Origin of the sequence: Streptomyces sp. NPDC056347 (genome assembly GCF_042262625.1) — a bacterium.
Classification (GTDB): domain Bacteria; phylum Actinomycetota; class Actinomycetes; order Streptomycetales; family Streptomycetaceae; genus Streptomyces.
In genome coordinates, this window is record NZ_JBHJQP010000166.1 from 1 (window position 1) to 17,553 (window position 17,553).

The following is a 17,553-nucleotide window of genomic DNA, read 5'->3' on the forward strand; positions in this document are numbered from 1 at the left end:
AACCCCCCCGCCTGTTTGGCCGGCGCCCTCAAACCCCCGCGGTGACTCCGGCCCGCACCCCGCACCATGGAGGGGTGAGCGTGCACATCGACATCGCCGGGCTGGCCCCCGACCGCATCGTCTTCGAGACCTCCCCCCTCGCCGAGCTGGGGCTGGCCCTGCACGCCCTCTCCGAGCCCGGCCACCACCCGGGCCTGCACGGCTGGGCGACGGCGACCGCCAGCGCGCTCGACCCCGACCTCGCCGACCGGCTCCACGAGGCCGACTTCCTGTGGCGGCACACCTTCTCGGACGTCTTCCTGCCGTTCGCCGGGGTCCGCGGCGGCGACGGACGCACGGGCGCGAGTCTCGCCGAGGACCTCGACATCCTCGACCGGCTGGACGACGAACGGTTCGCCGCCGCCGCCCTGGAGTTCACCTGCACCGGGCTCTACGGTCTCGGCGCGCCCTCCCCGCTCGGCAACGCGACGATGCGCGCCCGCGCCCTGGAGATGGCCGCGGCGCACGGGCCCCGGCAGGTGGAGTTCACCCGGCGGCTGCTCACCGACCCGGCTCCGGTGCGCGTCTGGGTGCGGCGGCTGTTCGAGGACTGCGACCGGGCGTTCTTCGCGGACACCTGGCAGCGCGTCCGGGTCCAGCTGGTCGCCGACGCCCGGCACAAGACCGATCTGCTGCACCGCAAGGGCATCGCGGCGGCGATGACCGCGGTGTCCAGCGCACTCGGCGTCGACGAGGCGTCCACCCTGATCAGCGCCGACAAGCTGAACGAGGGCCGCACCAGCGCGGTCGGCCCCGGGCTCACCCTCGTCCCGTCCGCCTTCGGCTGGCCCCACCTCAACCTGCTGCACGCACCGGGCTGGCGCCCGGTCATCCACTACCCCGTGCACCAGCCGGAGCTGCCCTCCCCCGCCTCCGTCGAGCTGCTCCAGCTGCGCATGGAGGCGCTGGCCCACCCGGTGCGGATGCGGCTCTGCCGCCACCTCGCCCGCTCCGCGCACACCACCGGCCAGCTCGCCGACACCCACGGCCTCACGGCGCCCGAGGTCTCCCGGCACCTCGCGGTGCTGAAGAAGGCGGGCCTGGTCACCACCCGGCGGCGCGGCCGGTACGTACTGCACCAGCTGGACCTGACCTCGGTGGCCCGGCTGGGCAGCGACTTCCTGGAGACCATCCTGCGCTGAGCCGGGGACCGACCGCCGTCAGTGCGCGCCGCCCCCGGCCCGGACCAGGCCCGTCTCGTACGCGAGGACCACGACCTGCACCCGGTCGCGCAGCTCCAGCTTGGTGAGGATGCGGCCCACATGCGTCTTCACCGTCGCCTCGGAGAGCACCAGGCGCGCCGCGATCTCGCCGTTCGACAGGCCCTGGGCGACCAGCAGCATCACCTCGCGCTCGCGTTCGGTGAGCCGGGCCACGTCCTTGTGCTGCGGCTCGCTCGGGCCGCCCGGCAGCATCGGGGAGAAGCGGTCCAGCAGCCGCCGGGTGGTCGACGGGGCGACGACCGCGTCGCCGCTGTGCACGGAACGGATCGCGGCGAGCAGCTCGGCGGGCGGCACGTCCTTGAGCATGAAGCCGCTGGCCCCGGCCTTCAGCCCGGAGAAGGCGTACTCGTCGAGGTCGAAGGTGGTCAGGATGAGCACCTTGGGCGCGTCCGGGCGCTCGCAGATGCGCCGGGTGGCCTCGACGCCGTCCAGCTTCGGCATCCGTACGTCCATCAGCACCACGTCGACCTCGGTGGAGCGGAGGTTCTCGATGGCCTCCGCGCCGTCGCCGGCCTCGGCCACGACCTCCATGTCCGGCTGGGCGGCGAGCACCATCCGGAAGCCGGTACGCAGCAGCGCCTGGTCGTCGACGAGCATCACGCGGATCGCCATGAGGGGTTCTGTCTCCTGTTGTCCGATGTCCGAACGCCCGGGGGTTCCCGCACGTGTGCCGGGCTTCAGGCCTGCTTGAGCGGCAGCAGCGCGCTGATCCGGAAACCGCCGCCCGGGCGCGGCCCGGCGTCCAGCGTGCCGCCGACCATGCCGACCCGCTCCCGCATGCCGATCATCCCGTGCCCCGCGCCGTCCGCGCCGCCGTCCTCGTACAGTTCGTGCGCCGCGCCCCGCCCGTCGTCCTCGACCAGCAGCCCGAGCCCGTCGTCGAAGTAGACCAGACGCACGCTGGCCCCGGCGTCCGGGCCGCCGTGCTTGCGGGTGTTGGTCAGGGCCTCCTGCACGATCCGGTACGCGGTCAGCTCGACCCCGCTCGGCAGCGGGCGCGGGGTGCCCTCGACCTTGAAGTCGACCGGCAGGCCGGTCCGGCGGACCTGCTCGATCAGTTCCTCGATCTGCTCCACGTCGGGCTGCGGAACGTACTCCCCGCTCTCCGGAACGTCGCCGGTGCGCAGCACCCCGAGCAGCCTGCGCATCTCCGCGAGCGCCTGGCGACCGGTGCTGGAGATGGTATCCAGGGCCTGCTTGGCCTGGTCCGGCGCCGCGTCCATGACGTAGGCGGCGCCGTCGGCCTGCACCACCATCACCGACACGTTGTGCGCGACCACGTCGTGCAGCTCCCGGGCGATCCGGGCCCGCTCCGCCGCCACCGCGACCTTCGACTGCGCCTCGCGCTCCCGCTCCAGCCGGGCGGCCCGCTCCTCCAGCTGCCTGAAGTAGGCCCGCCGGGTCCGCATCGAGTCGCCGAGCACCCAGGCGAGCACGAACGGCACCGTCAGGACGACGACGATGAAGGCTTCCTGGGCCCAGCCGGCGGACGGCATGTCCGCCGGCCACCGCAGCTTGGACAGGGTCGCCGCGCTCAGACTGCACACCAGCGCCAGCCGGGAGGCCCAGCGCTTCCCGACCGTGGCCACGGTGAAGACGACGACCAGCATCGCGAAGTTCATGGCACCGGGCTCCACCCCGGTGGCCATCTGCGCCAGCCCCATCGCGATGGCGAGCAGCAGCATCTTCTCCGGCATGCGCCGGCGCAGCGCGACCACGGCGCAGTAGCCGAGCATGATCGGGACGGCGGCGACGCGCTCCCGCGTGCTCCCCCCGACTCCCACCATGGACAGACCGGAGAGCCCGAGGAGGACGACGGCCCAGAAGACGTCGACGCCCAGCGGGTGTCTGCGGAGGAAGTCGTAGAGGCGCTGCACGTAACCCAGCGTAGGGAAGTGCACGGGGCGCGTGGGTCAGCCGAAGGGCCGATCCGGTTTCCGGGACCGTACTCCCCAAGGTGGAGACTTGGCCCCGTGACGGATGAGTGGCGTGGGTGGCAGGAGGCGGCCGAGGCCGCGCTGTACGGGGACGGGGGGTTCTACCGGAGCCCCGAGGGGCCCGCGGGCCACTTCCGTACCTCGGTGCACGCCTCCCCGCTCTTCGCCGCCGCCGTGGCCCGGCTGCTGGTCGCGACGGCCCGGGAGCTGGGCACCGACCGGGTCGATCTGGTGGATCTGGGGGCGGGCCGGGGCGAGCTGTTGACGGGGGTGCTGGCCGCGCTGCCCGCCGAGGGCGGCGACGGGCTCGCCGTACGGGCCCGCGCGGTGGAGCTGGCGGACCGGCCACCCGGCCTCGATCCCCGGATCGAGTGGTGCGCGCGGCTGCCGCGGCACACGTACGGGCTGCTGTTCGCCAACGAGTGGCTGGACAACGTCCCGGTCCGGGTCGCCGAGACCGACGCGGACGGCGTCGACCGGTACGTCCTGGTCCGGGCGCGGGACGGGGCCCAGCGCCCGGGGGCGCCGGTGCGCGGGGCGGACGCGGAGTGGCTGCGCCGCTGGTGGCCCTCGGCCGGGCCGGGGAGCCGGGCGGAGATCGGCCGCCCCAGGGACGCCGCCTGGGCGCGGGCGGTGGCCACGCTGACCGGGGGGCTCGCGGTGGCGGTGGACTACGCCCACTTCCGGGGGACGCGGCCGCCCTTCGGCACCCTGACCGGCTTCCGGGCGGGCCGGGAGGTGCGGCCGGTGCCGGACGGGAGCTGCGACCTCACCTCGCACGTGGCGCTGGACGCCTGTGCGGCGGCGGGCGCGGCGGCGGCCGGTGCGGAGCCCGAGCTGCTGACCCAGCGCGAGGCGCTGCACCGCCTCGGTGTGCGCGGCGGGCGCCCGCCGCTGGCGCAGGCCTCGGCCGACCCGGCCGGCTACGTACGGGCGCTGGCCTCGGCGGGCGAGGCCGCGGAGCTGACGGCCCGGGGCGGCCTCGGCGATTTCGGCTGGCTGATGCAGCGGCCGGTGCGGAACGGGGGTCCGGACCCCGGCCCCGGCGCGTTCACGCGATACTGACCGCATGACGGAGACGACGGTCGGCATCGGCGGCGCGGCGGAGAGCACGGACATGGTGCTCAACATCGGCCCCCAGCACCCCTCCACGCACGGCGTGCTCCGGCTTCGGATCGTGCTGGACGGCGAGCGGGTGCTGAGCGCGGAGCCGGTCGTCGGCTACATGCACCGCGGCGCGGAGAAGCTGTTCGAGGCCCGCGACTACCGGCAGATCGTGATGCTCGCCAACCGCCACGACTGGCTGTCGGCGTTCTCCAACGAGCTGGGCGTCGTGATGGCCGTGGAGCGCATGCTCGGCATGGAGGTCCCCGAGCGCGCGGTGTGGACCCGTACGCTGCTCGCCGAGCTGAACCGGGTGCTGAACCACCTGATGTTCCTCGGTTCGTACCCGCTCGAACTCGGCGGGATCACCCCGGTCTTCCACGCCTTCCGGGAGCGCGAGGAGCTCCAGGCCGTGATGGAGGAGATCTCCGGCGGCCGGATGCACTACATGTTCAACCGGGTCGGCGGCCTGAAGGAGGACCTCCCGGCGGGCTGGACCGGCCGGGTCCGGGACGCCATCACCTCGGTCCGCTCCCGGATGGACGTCTACGACGACCTGGTGCTCGGCAACGAGATCTTCCGGGGCCGCACCCGCGGCGTGGGCGTGCTCGGCGCCGACGCGGTGCACGCGTACGGGGTGTCCGGGCCGATCGCCCGCGCCTCGGGCGTCGACTTCGACCTGCGGCGCGACGAGCCCTACCTCGCGTACGCGGAGCTCCGGGACACCCTGAAGGTGGTCACCCGGACCGAGGGCGACTGCCTGGCCCGCTTCGAGTGCCTGTTGGAGCAGACGCACAACGCGCTGGACCTCGCGGACGCCTGCCTGGACCGGCTGACCGCGCTGGCGCCCGGCCCGGTCAACCAGCGGCTGCCCAAGGTCCTGAAGGCCCCCGAGGGCCACACCTACGCCTGGACCGAGAACCCGCTCGGCATCAACGGCTACTACCTGGTCTCCAAGGGCGAGAAGACCCCGTACCGGCTGAAGCTCCGCTCGGCCTCGTACAACAACATCCAGGCGCTCACCGAGCTGCTGCCGGGCACGCTGGTCGCCGACATGGTGGCGATCCTGGGCTCGCTCTTCTTCGTCGTCGGCGACATCGACAAGTAGCGCCGGCGCCCGCCCGGGCGGCCCGGGCCGGCGCCGCGCGCGTCCGGTCCGGGCGTCGGCTACGAGATCGCGCTGCGCAGCTCCACCACGTCGAGCTGCTCGGTCTCGTCGTGCGCGGTCAGGTCGATGACCTTGCCGACGGCCCCTTTCGCGGTCTTGTCCGTGCGGTGCGCGGCCAGCGCCTCCTCGCCCACCACGTCGGCGAGGTCCTCGTCCTGCACGGACTCGATCGCGGCGCGCGCCTTCTGCGTCTGCGTACCGAAGAAGTCGAAACTGCCCTGCGGCACCGGCTGGCGGCGCGGCTGTGCGTACGGGGCGACGGCCGCCGCGGGACGGGCCGCGGGGAGCGCGGCGGACTGCCGGGCCGGCGGCAGCGGGGCGGACTGTCTGGCCGGCGGCAGCGGGGCCGGGGGGCGCAGGTGGCGCGCGGCGGTGTGGTCCTCGTCCGCGGCGGGCACTGCCGGGAGCGCGGCGGCCTCGTCGCGCCGGGCCTGCTCGGCGGTGCGGCGGGCCTCCTGGAGCGCGGCGTTGCGGGAGAGGTCCTGGAGCGCCTGGGCGGCCCGGAGATAGGCGCCCGGCGTCGGTGTGCTGGACGCGGCGGCCAGCTCGCGGGGCGTGGCGGCCAGTTCGCGGGGCGCGGTGGCGGCCTCCAGCGCGAGCTGCCTGCGGCCCTCCAGGGCACTGGCCCGGCCGGTCTCGGCCTTGGCGTACCGGCGCAGCAGCGCGGCGTGCTCCCCGCGCAGGTTGGCGAGCTCCACGCGCTTGCGGCGCAGCTTCGTCTCCAGCCGGGCGCGCAGCTCCCGCGACTCCTCCAGGTCGGACTCCAGCTCGGCGATCCGCTCCTCGGCCCGCCACTCGTCGCCCGCCCGGGCCCGGGTCAGCTCGGCGACGCGGCGGCCGGCCTCCTGGTCCCAGCTGCGCATCAGATACGCGCCGGCCCCGGCGGCCACCGCCGTGACGGCCACCAGACCGCGCAGGACCAGGGGCTCGGCGAGCAGCCAGGAACCGGCGGCACAGACGACCGATACTCCGACGACCGCCGATGGCGGAAGGATTCTGTGCAGAGGTGGCGAATGGCGATGGCGTCCACGTGGCATGGCCTGAAATTTACCGTGTGTGCGGGGCACTTGGGGGGCCGCCCGCCAATCTGTTCCCTGCCGGTTACCTGACGGCCCCTTTTCCCCGCGTTTTCTACTTCGCGACGAGTCCCTTCGACCGCAGATAGTCCCCGGCCACATCGGCGGGCTTTGCGCGCTCGGCGTCGACCTTGCGGTTCAGTTCCGCGAGATCCTCGGTGGTGAGGGCCTTGGTGAGCTTGCCGAGCGCTGCGGCGATCTCCGGGGAACCGGCATCCTTCGCATTGACGACCGGCAGGACGTTGTCGGCGTTCTGGAGCTTCTTGTCGTCCTTCAGGAACACCAGGTCATAGCTGTCCAGGACGGCGTCCGTGGTGGTGGTGAGGACCAGTTGGTCCTTGCCGTCCTTGACCGCCTGCTTGGACTGCGGAGTACCGACTCCCTTGGGGTCGATTCCGGTGACGTCGATGCCGTACGTCTTCTTCAGTCCGGGTGCGCAGAAGGGCCGCACCTCGCACTCGTCGCCCGCCGCGATCTTCACCGGGACCTTGGCGCGGCCGAGGTCGGAAAGGGTCGTGAGCTTGTTCTTCGCGGCGAATTCCCTGGTCACCGCGAAGGCGTTCTGGTCGACCGCCGCACCGGCCGGCAGGACCTTCAGTCCGCGCGGGGCGGCGAGCTTCTCCAGGGCCGCGACGGTGGCCGCCGTGTCGCCCGATGCGACCGGCGCCTTCTCGGCCTTCTTCGCGCCGTTCACCTTGGCATTGAGGAATTCCGCGATCGTCGCCGCGTATTCGGGAACGACGTCGATCTCGCCCTTCTCCAGGGACGGCTCGTACAGCTCCCGGTTGGCCACGGTGGTGACCGAGGTGCCGTATCCGGCGTCGGCCAGGACCTGCGCGTACAGCTCCGCGAGGACCTTGGACTCGGTGAAGGAGGCGGCGCCGACGACCAGCGAGCCCTTCTTGCCGGAGCCGGCGTCCGCGGACGCCGGGCCCCCCTTCTCCTTCTCCAGGCTGTCGCCGCCGCAGGCGGCGAGCGAACCGGCCAGCGCGGCCATGCCGATGACCGCGCCGGCTATGCGCGAGGACTTGCTCATTGTTGTTCTCCGTCCACAGCAACAGGGTGATGGGGGAATCCGCGTAGCGGGGTCCGGGCGGCCTCGTGCCGCACCCGCGTCCGTACCGTCGTCATGCCGTCCGGCGGCGGCGCAGCGGCGACAGCAGCCGGTCCAGACCCACCAGCACCGCCTCCACCAGCAGCGCGAGCACGGCGACCAGCACGGCCCCCGCGACCACCTGCGGGGTGTTGTAGGTGTTGAACCCGGCGGTGATGATCCGGCCGAGGCCGCCCTGGCCGACCATCGCGGCGATCGTGGCCGTGGCGACCACCTGGACCGCGGCGGACCGCAGCCCGGTCATCACCATCGGGTAGGCCAGCGGCAGCTCGACCCGGAGGAAGAGCTGACGCCCGGACATGCCCATGCCGCGCGCCGCCTCCGTCACCGCCCGGTCGACCTCCGTCATCCCGACGTAGGCGTTGGTCAGCAACGGCGGAACCGCGAACAGCACCAGCGCGATCACCGTCGGTACGTATCCGGCGTTGCGCAGCGGCGAGACCATGAAGAGGGCCAGCACCGCGAAGACCGGCACCGCCCGCCCCACGTTGGAGAGGTTGACGGCCAGCGCCCCGCCCTTCCCGATGTGGCCCAGATACAGGGCGACGGGCAGCGCGACCGCGCACGCCAGGGCGAGCGCGACACCGCTCACGTACAGATGCTCGGCGAGCCGGTGGGCCGCGCCGCTCTCCCCCGACCAGTTGGCCCCGGTGGTGAGCCAGGTCCAGGCCTCGGCCAGAACTCCCATGGTTTCAGACCGCCTTCGCCGCGGTGTCCGCCGCCGCGGGCGCGGGGCGTATTCGGGTCCAGGGGGTCAGCAGCCGCTGCGCGCCGAGCAGCAGCAGATCCGCGACGACCGCGAGCAGGACGCACAGCACCGAGGCGGTGAGCACCTGGGCCTTGAAGAAGCTGGGCAGCGCGTCACCGATGAGATTGCCGAGCCCGCCCCGGCCGACGATCGAACCGACGGTGGTCAGCGCGATCGTGGACACCGTGGCGATCCGCACCCCGGCCATCACCGCGGGCATGGCCAGCGGCAGTTCGACCTCCCAGAGCAGCCGCACCGGCCCGTATCCCATGCCTCTCGCCGCCTCCTTCGCCTCCCCGGGGACGGCTTCGAGGCCCGCCAGGATGTTCCGCACGAGGACGGTCAGCGAATAGAGCACGAGTCCGGTGACCACCAGCGCCGCGGAGAGCCCGAAGAAGGGCAGCAGCAGCGAGAACAGGGCGAGCGAGGGCACTGTGTAGAGCACCGTCGTCAGCCCGAGCACCGGGGCTGCGAAATGGCGGCCGCGCCGCGCCAGGAGCGCCAGCGGGAAGGCCACCAGGAGCCCGATCACCACCGAGACCACGGTGATCCACACGTGCTGGACCGTCGCGTCGGTCAACTCCTGGCTGCGGGAACGGAGATACTCCGCGCAGATCCAGTCGTTCGTCACCAGGCAGTTCTCTGCCGCGGCCATCCGCCCCACCCCCCGTCGGCGCTTCGTACGTATGTCTGGCGACCCTATCCTCGACCACTGACAATCGCCGGAGCCGTTGTATTTCAGCAACACGTCCTTCACAGAACTCGCGCCACAATGGGGAACCATGATCCGTTTCGAGCACGTCACCAAGCGGTACGCGGACGGCACCACCGCCGTCGACGGCCTTTCCTTCGAGGTCGCCGAGGGTGAACTGGTCACGCTCGTCGGACCGTCCGGGTGCGGCAAGACCACGACCATGAAGATGGTGAACCGGCTGATCGAACCGACCGAGGGCCGGATATTCGTCGACGGGGACGACATATCCGCCATCGACCCCGTCCGCCTGCGCCGCCGTATCGGATATGTGATCCAGCAGGTGGGGCTCTTCCCGCACCGCACGATCCTGGAGAACACCGCGACCGTCCCGCATCTCCTGGGCTGGAAAAAGGGAAAGGGAAGGCAACGCGCGGCCGAACTCCTCGACCTCGTCGGACTTGATCCTTCCGTTTATGGCGACCGCTATCCGGAACAGCTCTCCGGCGGCCAGCGCCAACGCGTCGGCGTGGCCCGGGCCCTGGCCGCCGACCCGCCGGTCCTGCTGATGGACGAGCCGTTCGGCGCGGTCGACCCGGTCGTACGGGAACGACTGCAGAACGAATTCCTGAAGCTCCAGGAACAGGTCCGCAAAACCGTCCTGTTCGTCACCCACGACATCGAGGAAGCCGTCCGGCTCGGTGACCGGATCGCCGTCTACGGGCAAGGCGCCATCGAGCAGTTCGACACCCCCGCCACCGTGCTCGGCGCCCCCGCCACCCGTTACGTCGCGGATTTCGTCGGCGCCGACCGCGGCCTGAAGCGGCTCTCCGTGACCCCCGTCGAGGAGAGCGACCTCGACCAGCCCCCGGTCGTCCACCTCGACGACTCCCTGGCCCGGGCCACCGGACGCCTCCGGGCCGAGGGCGCCCGCTGGGCCGTCGTCCTGGACGGCGAGGACCAGCTGCACGGCTGGCTCCCGGCCGACGCCGCCGATGCCGCCGACGCCTCCGGGACCGTACGCGCGCACGCCCGCCGGATGGAGGCGTGGCTGCCGCTCGGCGCCCCGCTCAAGCAGGCGTTCTCCACCATGCTCCAGCACGACGCGGGCTGGATCGCCGTGATCGACGCGCAGAGCACCGGCCGCTTCCTCGGCGTCCTCACCCCGGCCCGGCTGCACGAGGCGCTGCGCCGTTCGATCGACGCGGACGCCCAGGACCTCCCGCGCGCCGAGGTGACGGTCGAGACCGTGGAACGCGCCACCCGCTGAGCCGGCCCCCGCCCGTACCGCGGACGGTCAGTTCTCGCTGAGGCGGCTGCTCAGCCAGTCCAGCGCCGAGGGGATCTCCCGCCGCCAGGTGTTGAAGTTGTGCCCGCCGCTGTCGAGCACGATCGACGACACCTGGGCGGGCGCCTTCACCTTGGCGATGAACCGCCGCGTGCTGTTGTAGTTGCCCTCCCCGTGCCGGGAGGTGGTGACGAGGAAGGACGAGTCGGGCTGCGGCCGGTTGTCCAGCGTCCACATCAGGTCCGCCCGGTTCCGCGCGTCCTGGTCGCCCTGGAAGAGGTCGCCCGTCGTCGGGTCCTCGGCCGCCTTGTAGTACGCGGAGAGCCCGGCGCTCGCGATGAACCGGTCCGGGTGGTGCAGCCCGATCTTCAGCGCGCAGTAGCCGCCGGTCGAATTGCCGATGATGCCCCAGTTCCGGGCGAGTTTGCCGACCCGGTACGACTCCGAGACCGCCTGCGGCACGTCCTCGGCCAGAAAGGTCTCGGTCTGCGGCCCGTCCTTGATGTCCACGCACTCGGTGTCCCGCGGCGGCGCGACCGTCGGCCGCAGCATCACCAGGATCATCGGCTGCGCCCGCCCGGCTTTCACCCGTTCGTGTGCGGTCCGCGGGTACGCGAGACCCTTCAGGAGGTTCTCCGCGACCCCCGGATAACCGGTGAGGACCTCGACCGCGGGGAACTTCCGACGGGCGAACGCCGGCTGGAAGTACTCCGGCGGCAGATACACGTACGCCGAGCTCTCGATCCCCGACCGCTTGCCCGCGACCACCACCTTGTCGATCCGGCCGCTCGCCTCGGGCCGCCGCGCGCCCGGCACCTCCGGCCGCTGCTCCCCGACCCGGACGATGTTCTTCGAGGCCAGCGCGGCCGCCGCATGGTCCGTGACCACGCCCAGGTCCTGCTTGCGGCCGAACAGGTCGGCCCACGACCCGTAGAAGAGGAAGGAGTTGTTCGCCACCAGGGCCACCGTGACGAAGACGGCCACCTGGGTGGCCAGCAGCAGCCCGACCCTGCCGGACACCGCGGACACGCTGCGACGGGACAGCCGGGGCCAGAGCCAGATCGTGGCGACGAAGAACACCACGGCCAGCACGATGGCCAGAACCAGAAGCGTCTTACTGGTAAGACCCATGGATGGTGAACTTTCTTGTCTGGAAATTTCCGTCCGGCGGTGAACCCGCGGCGCGGAAGCCTCGTCCTACAGGTCGCACATCGTCCTGAGGCATATGTCCGAAGGACTCAAAATCTCTCGCGGAACCACGGGAAGCGATGTCTGTCACGCTAGATGGGGATAAATCGGGATCGGTTCCGAGTCCCGTAAGCAAGTTCGTACGCGGCCCCCGCCCCGAAACCGTACCGACCCTGGTGGGTACCGCCTGCACCGTCGTCGGCCTGATCGACGTCGCCGCGGGCGTCTTCCCCCGCTTCCGGCACAGCCGGATGCACACCCTCGCGGAGGTGCTGCCCGGCGCCCTCGGGCCGTTCGCCGCCGCGCTCTCGCTGAGCGCCGGGGTCCTGCTCCTGCTCCTCGCCCACGGCCTCAAGCGGCGCAAGCGGCGGGCCTGGCGGGCCGCCGTCCTGCTCCTCCCGGCCGGCGCGCTGGCGCAGTTCACGTACCGTCACTCGGTCGTCGGCGCCCTGGTCTCGCTGGCGCTGTGCATGCTGCTGGTCCGCCACCGGAGCGAGTTCGCCGCGCTCCCCGACCCCCGCAGCCGCTGGCGCGCGCTCGCCAACTTCGTGCTGCTCGGCGCCGGTTCGCTCGCCCTCGGGCTCGCCGTGGTCAGCGCGCACCCCGGCCGGGTGGTGGGCGACCCCAGCATCGCCGACCGCCTCCAGCACGTCCTGTACGGGATGCTCGGCATCGAGGGCCCCGTCCGCTACACCGGCGACACCTCCTGGACCGTGGCCTACTCCCTCGGCGCCCTCGGCCTGCTGACCGCCGTCACCACCGTCTACTTCGCCTTCCGCCCCGAGCACCCGGCCGCCCGCCTCACCGAGGACGACGAGGTCCGGCTGCGCGCCCTGCTGGAGAAGCACGGCGGCCGCGACTCGCTCGGCCACTTCGCCCTCCGCCGCGACAAGGGCGTCGTCTTCTCCCCCAGCGGCAAGGCCGCCGTCTGCTACCGGGTGGTGTCCGGGGTGATGCTCGCCAGCGGTGACCCGATCGGCGACGTGGAGGCCTGGCCCGGCGCCATCGAGCGCTTCATGGACGAGGCCCGGGCCCACTCCTGGACCCCCGCGGTGATGGGGTGCAGCGAGACCGGCGGCGAGGTCTGGACCCGCGAGACCGGACTCGATGCCCTGGAGCTCGGCGACGAGGCGGTGGTGGACGTCGCGGATTTCTCGCTCGCCGGGCGCCCGATGCGCAACGTACGCCAGATGGTGAAGCGCATTGAACGGCTCGGCTACGAGACCAGGGTCCGGCGCGTCCGCGACATCGGCGAGGACGAGCTCGCCCGCATCCGCCGCGCCGCCGACGACTGGCGCGGCACCGACCACGAGCGCGGCTTCTCCATGGCGCTCGGCCGGCTCGGAGACCCGGCCGACGCCGACTGCGTCATCGCCACCGCCCACAAGGCCGACGAACCCGGCGCCGACTCCCCGTACGGCGATCTGAAGGCCGTGCTCCACTTCGTCCCCTGGGGCACCGACGGCATGTCGCTCGACCTGATGCGCCGCGACCGCTCCGCCGACCCGGGCATGAACGAGCTGCTGATCGTCGCCGCCCTCCAGGCCGCCCCCGGCCTCGCGGTCGAGCGCGTCTCGCTGAACTTCGCGATGTTCCGCTCGGCCCTCGCCCGGGGCGAGAAGCTGGGCGCCGGGCCGGTGCTGCGGACCTGGCGCGGACTGCTGATCTTCCTCTCGCGCTGGTTCCAGATCGAGTCGCTGTACAAGTTCAACGCCAAGTTCCGGCCCCGCTGGGAGCCCCGCTTCGTCGTCTACCGCAACGCCGGGGACCTGCCCCGGATCTCCTTCGCCGCCATGCAGGCGGAGGGCTTCGTGAACTTCTCCCTCCCCCGCCCCTTCGCCCGCCGCTTCCCCGCCCCCGTCCCCCGCCCCTGCGCCCACGCCCCCGCGCCGGGCCCGGAGCAGCACGCGCACGCGGCATAGTCCCTCTCCGCACGGGCCTACGCTGGACACATGAGTACGTTGCGTGGACGAGGCACGGTCCAGGGCCTGCCGGAGTGGGACCGCTGCGCGGTCATGGGTGTCGTGAACGTGACCCCGGACTCCTTCTCCGACGGAGGCCGCTGGTTCGACACCACGGCCGCGGTCAAACACGGCCTCGACCTGGTCGCCCAGGGCGCCGACCTGATCGACGTCGGCGGCGAGTCGACCCGCCCCGGCGCCACCCGGGTGGACGCCGAGGAGGAGCTGCGGCGGGTGATCCCGGTGGTCCGGGGCCTGGCCGCCGAAGGGGTCACGGTCTCCGTCGACACCATGCGGGCCCGGGTCGCCGAGCAGGCGGTCACGGCGGGCGCCGCCCTGGTCAACGACGTGAGCGGCGGCCTCGCCGACCCCGACATGATCCCGGTCGTCGCCGCGGCCGGGGCCCCCTTCGTCGTGATGCACTGGCGCGGCTTCAGCGAGTCCATGAACAGCCGCGCGGTGTACCGGGACGTGGTGGCCGAGGTCGTGGCGGAGCTGCGCGAGCGGATGGACGCCGTGGTCGCGGGCGGTGTCGCCCCGGAACGCATCGTGATCGACCCCGGCCTCGGCTTCGCCAAGGAGGCCGCCCACGACCTCGCCCTGATCGCCCGCCTCGACGCGCTGCGCGCCCTGGGCCGCCCCCTGCTGGTCGCCGCCTCCCGCAAGCGCTTCCTCGGCCACGTACTGGCCGGTGAGGGCACCGTGCCCCCGCCCGCCCGCGAGCGCGACGCCGCCACCGCGGCCGTCTCCGCGCTCTCCGCCCACGCCGGCGCCTGGGCCGTCCGGGTCCACGAGGTGCGGGCCACCGCGGACGCCGTACGGGTCGCCCGCGCCGTCGAGGGAGCCGCGTGAGCACCGGCCGTGACGAGCACGCGGAGGCCGCCGCCGACATCGCGGCGGTCGAGCGGGCCAACACCACCTTCTACGAGGCGATGGAGCGCGGCGACTACGAGGAGCTCTCCGGGCTCTGGCTGCCGGGCGAGGACCTCACCGTCTCCTGCGTCCACCCGGGCTGGCCGGTGCTCAGCGGCCGCGGCGAGGTGCTGCGCAGCTACGCGCTGATCATGGCGAACACCGACTACATCCAGTTCTTCCTGACCGATGTCGGGATCTCGATGACCGGCGACACCGCCCTGGTGACCTGCACGGAGAACATCCTCAGCGGCGGCCCCGCGGAGGACGGCAACGCGCTCGGCCCGCTGGTCGGCCAACTCGTCGTGGCCACCAATGTGTTCCGGCGCACACCGGACGGCTGGAAGCTCTGGTCCCACCACGGCTCGCCCGTACTGACCGAAAACGGCGAGGAAGGGGACGAAGAGCCCTCCTCCTGACCCGGTCGCCGGGCGGTCACGGCCCGGAAAGGGGTTGGAACCGGGAAGCGCGGGTATACGCGGCTACCAGTCTCCGTGGAGCCGCTTCCCAGGACCCACGGGCGAGCACTGTCGGTGCTCGCAGGTAAATTCGAAAGTGGGCACCTCGCCGTCCGCACGCGGCCCCGTGTCTTACGACCAACGACAGCAGGAGTGATTCGCGTGGATCGTGTCGCGCTGCGCGGCCTCAAGGCCCGTGGGCACCATGGCGTCTTCCCCAAGGAGCGGGAGGAGGGCCAGACGTTCATCGTCGACCTGGTGCTCGGCCTCGACACCCGCCCCGCCGCGGCCTCCGACGACCTGACGAAGACCGTCCACTACGGCGTCGTCGCGGAAGAGGTCGTCGAGGTGGTGCGGGGCGAGCCCGTCGACCTGATCGAGACGCTCGCGGACCGTATCGCCCGTACGTGCCTCAAGCACGAAGGCGTCGAGGAGGTGGAGGTCGTGGTGCACAAGCCGGACGCGCCGATCACCGTCCCCTTCGACGACGTCACCATCACCATCACCCGGAGCCGAGTATGACCTCGTTTTCCACCGACGGGCAGAGCGACCCGACCGTCCAGCCGGTACCCGCCTCCGTGGTCGAGCAGGTGGACGCGGCGGACATCACCCTCTCCAACCCCAAGCGTGCCGTGATCTCCCTCGGCTCCAACCTCGGCAACCGCCTGGACACCCTCCAGGGCGCCATCGACGCCCTGGAGGACACCCCCGGCCTGCGGGTCAAGGCGGTCTCCCCGGTGTACGAGACGGAGCCCTGGGGCGTCGCGCCCGGCTCCCAGCCCTCGTACTTCAACGCGGTGATCCTGGTGAAGACGACGCTGCCCCCGTCCTCCCTGTTGGAGCGCGGCCAGGCCGTCGAGGAGGCCTTCGACCGGGTCCGCGAGGAGCGCTGGGGCCCGCGCACCATCGACGTCGACATCGTGGCGTACGCGGACGTCGTCTCCGACGACCCCGTGCTCACCCTCCCCCACCCCAGGGCCCGCGAGCGGGCCTTCGTCCTCGTCCCGTGGCTGGATGTCGACCCCGAGGCCGAGCTCCCCGGCGCCGGGCCAGTGGCCCCGCTGCTGGACGCGATCGGCCGGGACGGCGTACTGCCCCGGCCCGATCTGGAACTCCGGCTGCCCGAGTAGTCGTTAGGTTCGACGCAAAAGGCCCGTACGGAACGACGGAACGGGCCACGGGCGACACGGCCGCACGGGCGGCGAAGGGCGGATCACGTGGTGAAGCAACTCAGGCTCGGTGTACTGGCCGGCCTTTTCGCCGCGGCCGGGGTGCTCTCCTGGGGCGGCGCCCGCCTCTGGAACTCCCTGGGCAGCCTGCCGAGCGTGCCCCTCGCCGCGCCGATCGTGCTCGCGGTGATCGCGGTCGTCCTCCTGGCGACGGCGTTCTCCATCCGTTCCCGGCTGCGCGCCCAGCGCGAGCGCCGGCCGGGAGCCAAGGGCATCGAACCGCTGATGGCGGCCCGGGCGGTGGTCTTCGGCCAGGCCAGCGCCCTGGTCGTCGCCCTGGTCTCCGGGATGTACGGCGGCACCGGCGTCTTCCTGCTCGGCCACCTCGACCAGCCCGCCCGCCGCGAGCAGGCGATCTACGCCGGCTTCGCGGTCCTCGCGGGCATCGCGGTGATCGCCGCGGCCCTCTGGCTGGAACGCATCTGCAAGCTCCCCGACGACGAGTCCGGGAACAGCGACTCGGCGGCCGCGTAGGACCGGCGCCTGATCACCACGCCTGACGGGCCAGGTGCCCGTTCACCAGAAAGGTCGGATACGGGTCCAGCCGGTATCCGTAGAAGGTGAACGGTTTGCCCTCGGCACGGCGAGGACGAACATCGATGACCTCGACCCAGGCCGGTTCCACCGGGTGCAGGGGGTGCTGTTCGGGTCGGAAGGTCCCACGGGCCGCCCAGTTGTCGACGACGACGAGATGGGACGCGAGCCCCCGCGGCCTAGGGGTGAACCTCGCGCCGATGATCTGGGCCAGTTCGGCCAGGAAGCCGACGTTCGCACTCACAAGGACCCTGCCTGACCAGTGCTTGCTCCGGCAGCCGTCACCGTCCGCGTATCCGTCCAGGAAGCCGTCGAAGACCTCCTTGTCACGCAGCACCACGCGGGGGAACTTCTGGCGCATATGATGCGCGTCGCCTCCGGTGTACTGACGCAGGGCATCCGCGAGGTACGAGGAGACCACTCGCACCCGGAAGCCCGGCACCTGCCGCCCCAGATAGCCGGAGGGACGCGTCACCGCTTCCAGCCGGGCGGGCAGCCCCGTCACGGCCCGCAGGCTCCGGGCGTACTTGTCCGCGAACACCTCGTCGTTCACGACGAGTGAGACGTAGTTCCTGCCCACCGTGCCGTCGGAGCACGTGGCGCCGACGAGGTATCCGAACTCGTACCCGGGCCGGAGCGGCAGCCTCTTCCGGCACAACTTCCTGGCATGCGTCCAGGACAGCACCGTCTCGGCCGCGTCCCGTGCGTGTACCCAGCCGTCCGGCGTACTCAGCAACTGATCCGGGGAAACTGTGAACACCGCATGGCTGGTCACCACGTCCACGACCTCCCGCGCCTTGGCGACCGTCACGCCCACGACGGTCGTCCGGACCGTACGGGTCGCGTCCAGCGTCCAGAGCCGGGAGCCGGCCCGTACATTCCG

18 protein-coding genes are annotated in these 17,553 nt (G+C 72.2%); 10 read left to right on the forward strand and 8 right to left on the reverse strand.

Translation table 11 applies throughout. From position 1 onward, the window contains the following. Positions 1–80: 80 nt before the first annotated feature. Complete coding sequence (locus tag ACFCV8_RS29150; RefSeq protein WP_376688470.1) at positions 81–1,181, forward strand: DUF5937 family protein; 1,101 nt, start codon at positions 81–83, stop codon at positions 1,179–1,181. An 18-nt stretch (positions 1,182–1,199) separates the two neighbouring features. Here the strand turns inward: ACFCV8_RS29150 and ACFCV8_RS29155 are convergent, their stop codons facing one another. Both ACFCV8_RS29155 and ACFCV8_RS29160 read right to left on the reverse strand, forming a co-directional pair. Continuing rightward, positions 1,200–1,874, reverse strand: a complete 675-nt coding sequence (locus tag ACFCV8_RS29155) for a response regulator (RefSeq protein WP_376688455.1) — start codon at positions 1,872–1,874, stop codon at positions 1,200–1,202. A gap of 65 nt (positions 1,875–1,939) precedes the next feature. Next, a complete protein-coding gene (locus tag ACFCV8_RS29160) occupies positions 1,940–3,139 on the reverse strand; it encodes a sensor histidine kinase (RefSeq protein WP_376688456.1) in 1,200 nt (399 codons plus the stop codon). 96 nt (positions 3,140–3,235) lie between these two features. On the opposite strand from ACFCV8_RS29160, the gene ACFCV8_RS29165 reads away from it, so the two are divergent. Further along, the gene (locus ACFCV8_RS29165) at positions 3,236–4,264 is read left to right on the forward strand and encodes an SAM-dependent methyltransferase (protein WP_376688457.1); all 1,029 of its coding nucleotides are present in this window, start codon (positions 3,236–3,238) and stop codon (positions 4,262–4,264) included. Positions 4,265–4,268: 4 nt separating this feature from the next. Then, positions 4,269–5,411, forward strand: a complete 1,143-nt coding sequence (locus ACFCV8_RS29170; protein WP_376688458.1) for an NADH-quinone oxidoreductase subunit D — start codon at positions 4,269–4,271, stop codon at positions 5,409–5,411. Between the two features lie 59 nt (positions 5,412–5,470). Here the strand turns inward: ACFCV8_RS29170 and ACFCV8_RS29175 are convergent, their stop codons facing one another. The 4 genes from ACFCV8_RS29175 to ACFCV8_RS29190 all read right to left on the reverse strand — a co-directional run bounded on the left by ACFCV8_RS29175 (position 5,471) and on the right by ACFCV8_RS29190 (position 9,064). Further along, the gene (locus tag ACFCV8_RS29175) at positions 5,471–6,508 is read right to left on the reverse strand and encodes a hypothetical protein (RefSeq protein WP_376688459.1); all 1,038 of its coding nucleotides are present in this window, start codon (positions 6,506–6,508) and stop codon (positions 5,471–5,473) included. A gap of 94 nt (positions 6,509–6,602) precedes the next feature. Further along, complete coding sequence (locus tag ACFCV8_RS29180) at positions 6,603–7,583, reverse strand: ABC transporter substrate-binding protein (RefSeq protein WP_376688460.1); 981 nt, start codon at positions 7,581–7,583, stop codon at positions 6,603–6,605. Positions 7,584–7,674: 91 nt separating this feature from the next. Further along, positions 7,675–8,349 (reverse strand): ABC transporter permease, encoded by a 675-nt coding sequence (locus tag ACFCV8_RS29185; RefSeq protein ID WP_376688461.1) that lies wholly within the window; start codon positions 8,347–8,349, stop codon positions 7,675–7,677. A 4-nt stretch (positions 8,350–8,353) separates the two neighbouring features. Continuing rightward, positions 8,354–9,064 (reverse strand): ABC transporter permease, encoded by a 711-nt coding sequence (locus ACFCV8_RS29190; protein ID WP_376688462.1) that lies wholly within the window; start codon positions 9,062–9,064, stop codon positions 8,354–8,356. 127 nt (positions 9,065–9,191) lie between these two features. On the opposite strand from ACFCV8_RS29190, the gene ACFCV8_RS29195 reads away from it, so the two are divergent. Beyond that, the gene (locus tag ACFCV8_RS29195; protein ID WP_376688463.1) at positions 9,192–10,370 is read left to right on the forward strand and encodes an ABC transporter ATP-binding protein; all 1,179 of its coding nucleotides are present in this window, start codon (positions 9,192–9,194) and stop codon (positions 10,368–10,370) included. A 27-nt stretch (positions 10,371–10,397) separates the two neighbouring features. On the opposite strand, the gene ACFCV8_RS29200 is transcribed toward ACFCV8_RS29195, so the two are convergent. Next, positions 10,398–11,519, reverse strand: a complete 1,122-nt coding sequence (locus ACFCV8_RS29200; protein ID WP_376688464.1) for an alpha/beta hydrolase — start codon at positions 11,517–11,519, stop codon at positions 10,398–10,400. A gap of 137 nt (positions 11,520–11,656) precedes the next feature. Here ACFCV8_RS29200 and ACFCV8_RS29205 point away from each other — a divergent pair, with 137 nt between their 5' ends. From ACFCV8_RS29205 to ACFCV8_RS29230, 6 genes are all read left to right on the forward strand, one after another. Continuing rightward, positions 11,657–13,498, forward strand: coding sequence for a phosphatidylglycerol lysyltransferase domain-containing protein (locus ACFCV8_RS29205; RefSeq protein ID WP_376688465.1), 1,842 nt, complete (start codon positions 11,657–11,659; stop codon positions 13,496–13,498). A 30-nt stretch (positions 13,499–13,528) separates the two neighbouring features. Then, entirely contained in the window at positions 13,529–14,389 is an 861-nt protein-coding gene (gene folP, locus ACFCV8_RS29210) for a dihydropteroate synthase (RefSeq protein ID WP_376688466.1), read from the forward strand. Next, positions 14,386–14,868, forward strand: coding sequence for a nuclear transport factor 2 family protein (locus ACFCV8_RS29215; RefSeq protein WP_376688467.1), 483 nt, complete (start codon positions 14,386–14,388; stop codon positions 14,866–14,868). Before folP ends, ACFCV8_RS29215 begins: the two co-directional genes overlap by 4 nt. 201 nt (positions 14,869–15,069) lie before the next feature. Further along, complete coding sequence (folB, locus tag ACFCV8_RS29220; RefSeq protein WP_366298686.1) at positions 15,070–15,429, forward strand: dihydroneopterin aldolase; 360 nt, start codon at positions 15,070–15,072, stop codon at positions 15,427–15,429. Further along, entirely contained in the window at positions 15,426–16,037 is a 612-nt protein-coding gene (gene folK / locus ACFCV8_RS29225; RefSeq protein ID WP_376688468.1) for a 2-amino-4-hydroxy-6-hydroxymethyldihydropteridine diphosphokinase, read from the forward strand. Before folB ends, folK begins: the two co-directional genes overlap by 4 nt. Before the next feature lie 90 nt (positions 16,038–16,127). Continuing rightward, positions 16,128–16,610 carry a DUF3180 domain-containing protein gene (locus ACFCV8_RS29230; protein WP_376688471.1) on the forward strand — a complete coding sequence of 161 codons (483 nt, stop codon included), beginning with the start codon at positions 16,128–16,130 and terminating at the stop codon, positions 16,608–16,610. A gap of 13 nt (positions 16,611–16,623) precedes the next feature. On the opposite strand, the gene ACFCV8_RS29235 is transcribed toward ACFCV8_RS29230, so the two are convergent. Further along, on the reverse strand, positions 16,624–17,553 hold a 930-nt coding region (locus tag ACFCV8_RS29235), incomplete at its 5' end, for a hypothetical protein (protein WP_376688469.1).

Excerpts from the sequence above, each read along its gene's own strand:
- ACFCV8_RS29185 (WP_376688461.1), bottom strand. The coding sequence starts at position 8,349 with ATGGGAGTTCTGGCCGAGGCCTGGACCTGGCTCACCACCGGGGCCAAC.
- ACFCV8_RS29190 (WP_376688462.1), bottom strand. The coding sequence starts at position 9,064 with ATGGCCGCGGCAGAGAACTGCCTGGTGACGAACGACTGGATCTGCGCG.
- ACFCV8_RS29155 (WP_376688455.1), bottom strand. The coding sequence starts at position 1,874 with ATGGCGATCCGCGTGATGCTCGTCGACGACCAGGCGCTGCTGCGTACC.
- ACFCV8_RS29195 (WP_376688463.1), top strand. The coding sequence starts at position 9,192 with ATGATCCGTTTCGAGCACGTCACCAAGCGGTACGCGGACGGCACCACC.
- folP (WP_376688466.1), top strand. The coding sequence starts at position 13,529 with ATGAGTACGTTGCGTGGACGAGGCACGGTCCAGGGCCTGCCGGAGTGG.
- ACFCV8_RS29170 (WP_376688458.1), top strand. The coding sequence starts at position 4,269 with ATGACGGAGACGACGGTCGGCATCGGCGGCGCGGCGGAGAGCACGGAC.
- ACFCV8_RS29180 (WP_376688460.1), bottom strand. The coding sequence starts at position 7,583 with ATGAGCAAGTCCTCGCGCATAGCCGGCGCGGTCATCGGCATGGCCGCG.
- ACFCV8_RS29175 (WP_376688459.1), bottom strand. The coding sequence starts at position 6,508 with ATGCCACGTGGACGCCATCGCCATTCGCCACCTCTGCACAGAATCCTT.
- ACFCV8_RS29200 (WP_376688464.1), bottom strand. The coding sequence starts at position 11,519 with ATGGGTCTTACCAGTAAGACGCTTCTGGTTCTGGCCATCGTGCTGGCC.
- folK (WP_376688468.1), top strand. The coding sequence starts at position 15,426 with ATGACCTCGTTTTCCACCGACGGGCAGAGCGACCCGACCGTCCAGCCG.
- ACFCV8_RS29205 (WP_376688465.1), top strand. The coding sequence starts at position 11,657 with ATGTCTGTCACGCTAGATGGGGATAAATCGGGATCGGTTCCGAGTCCC.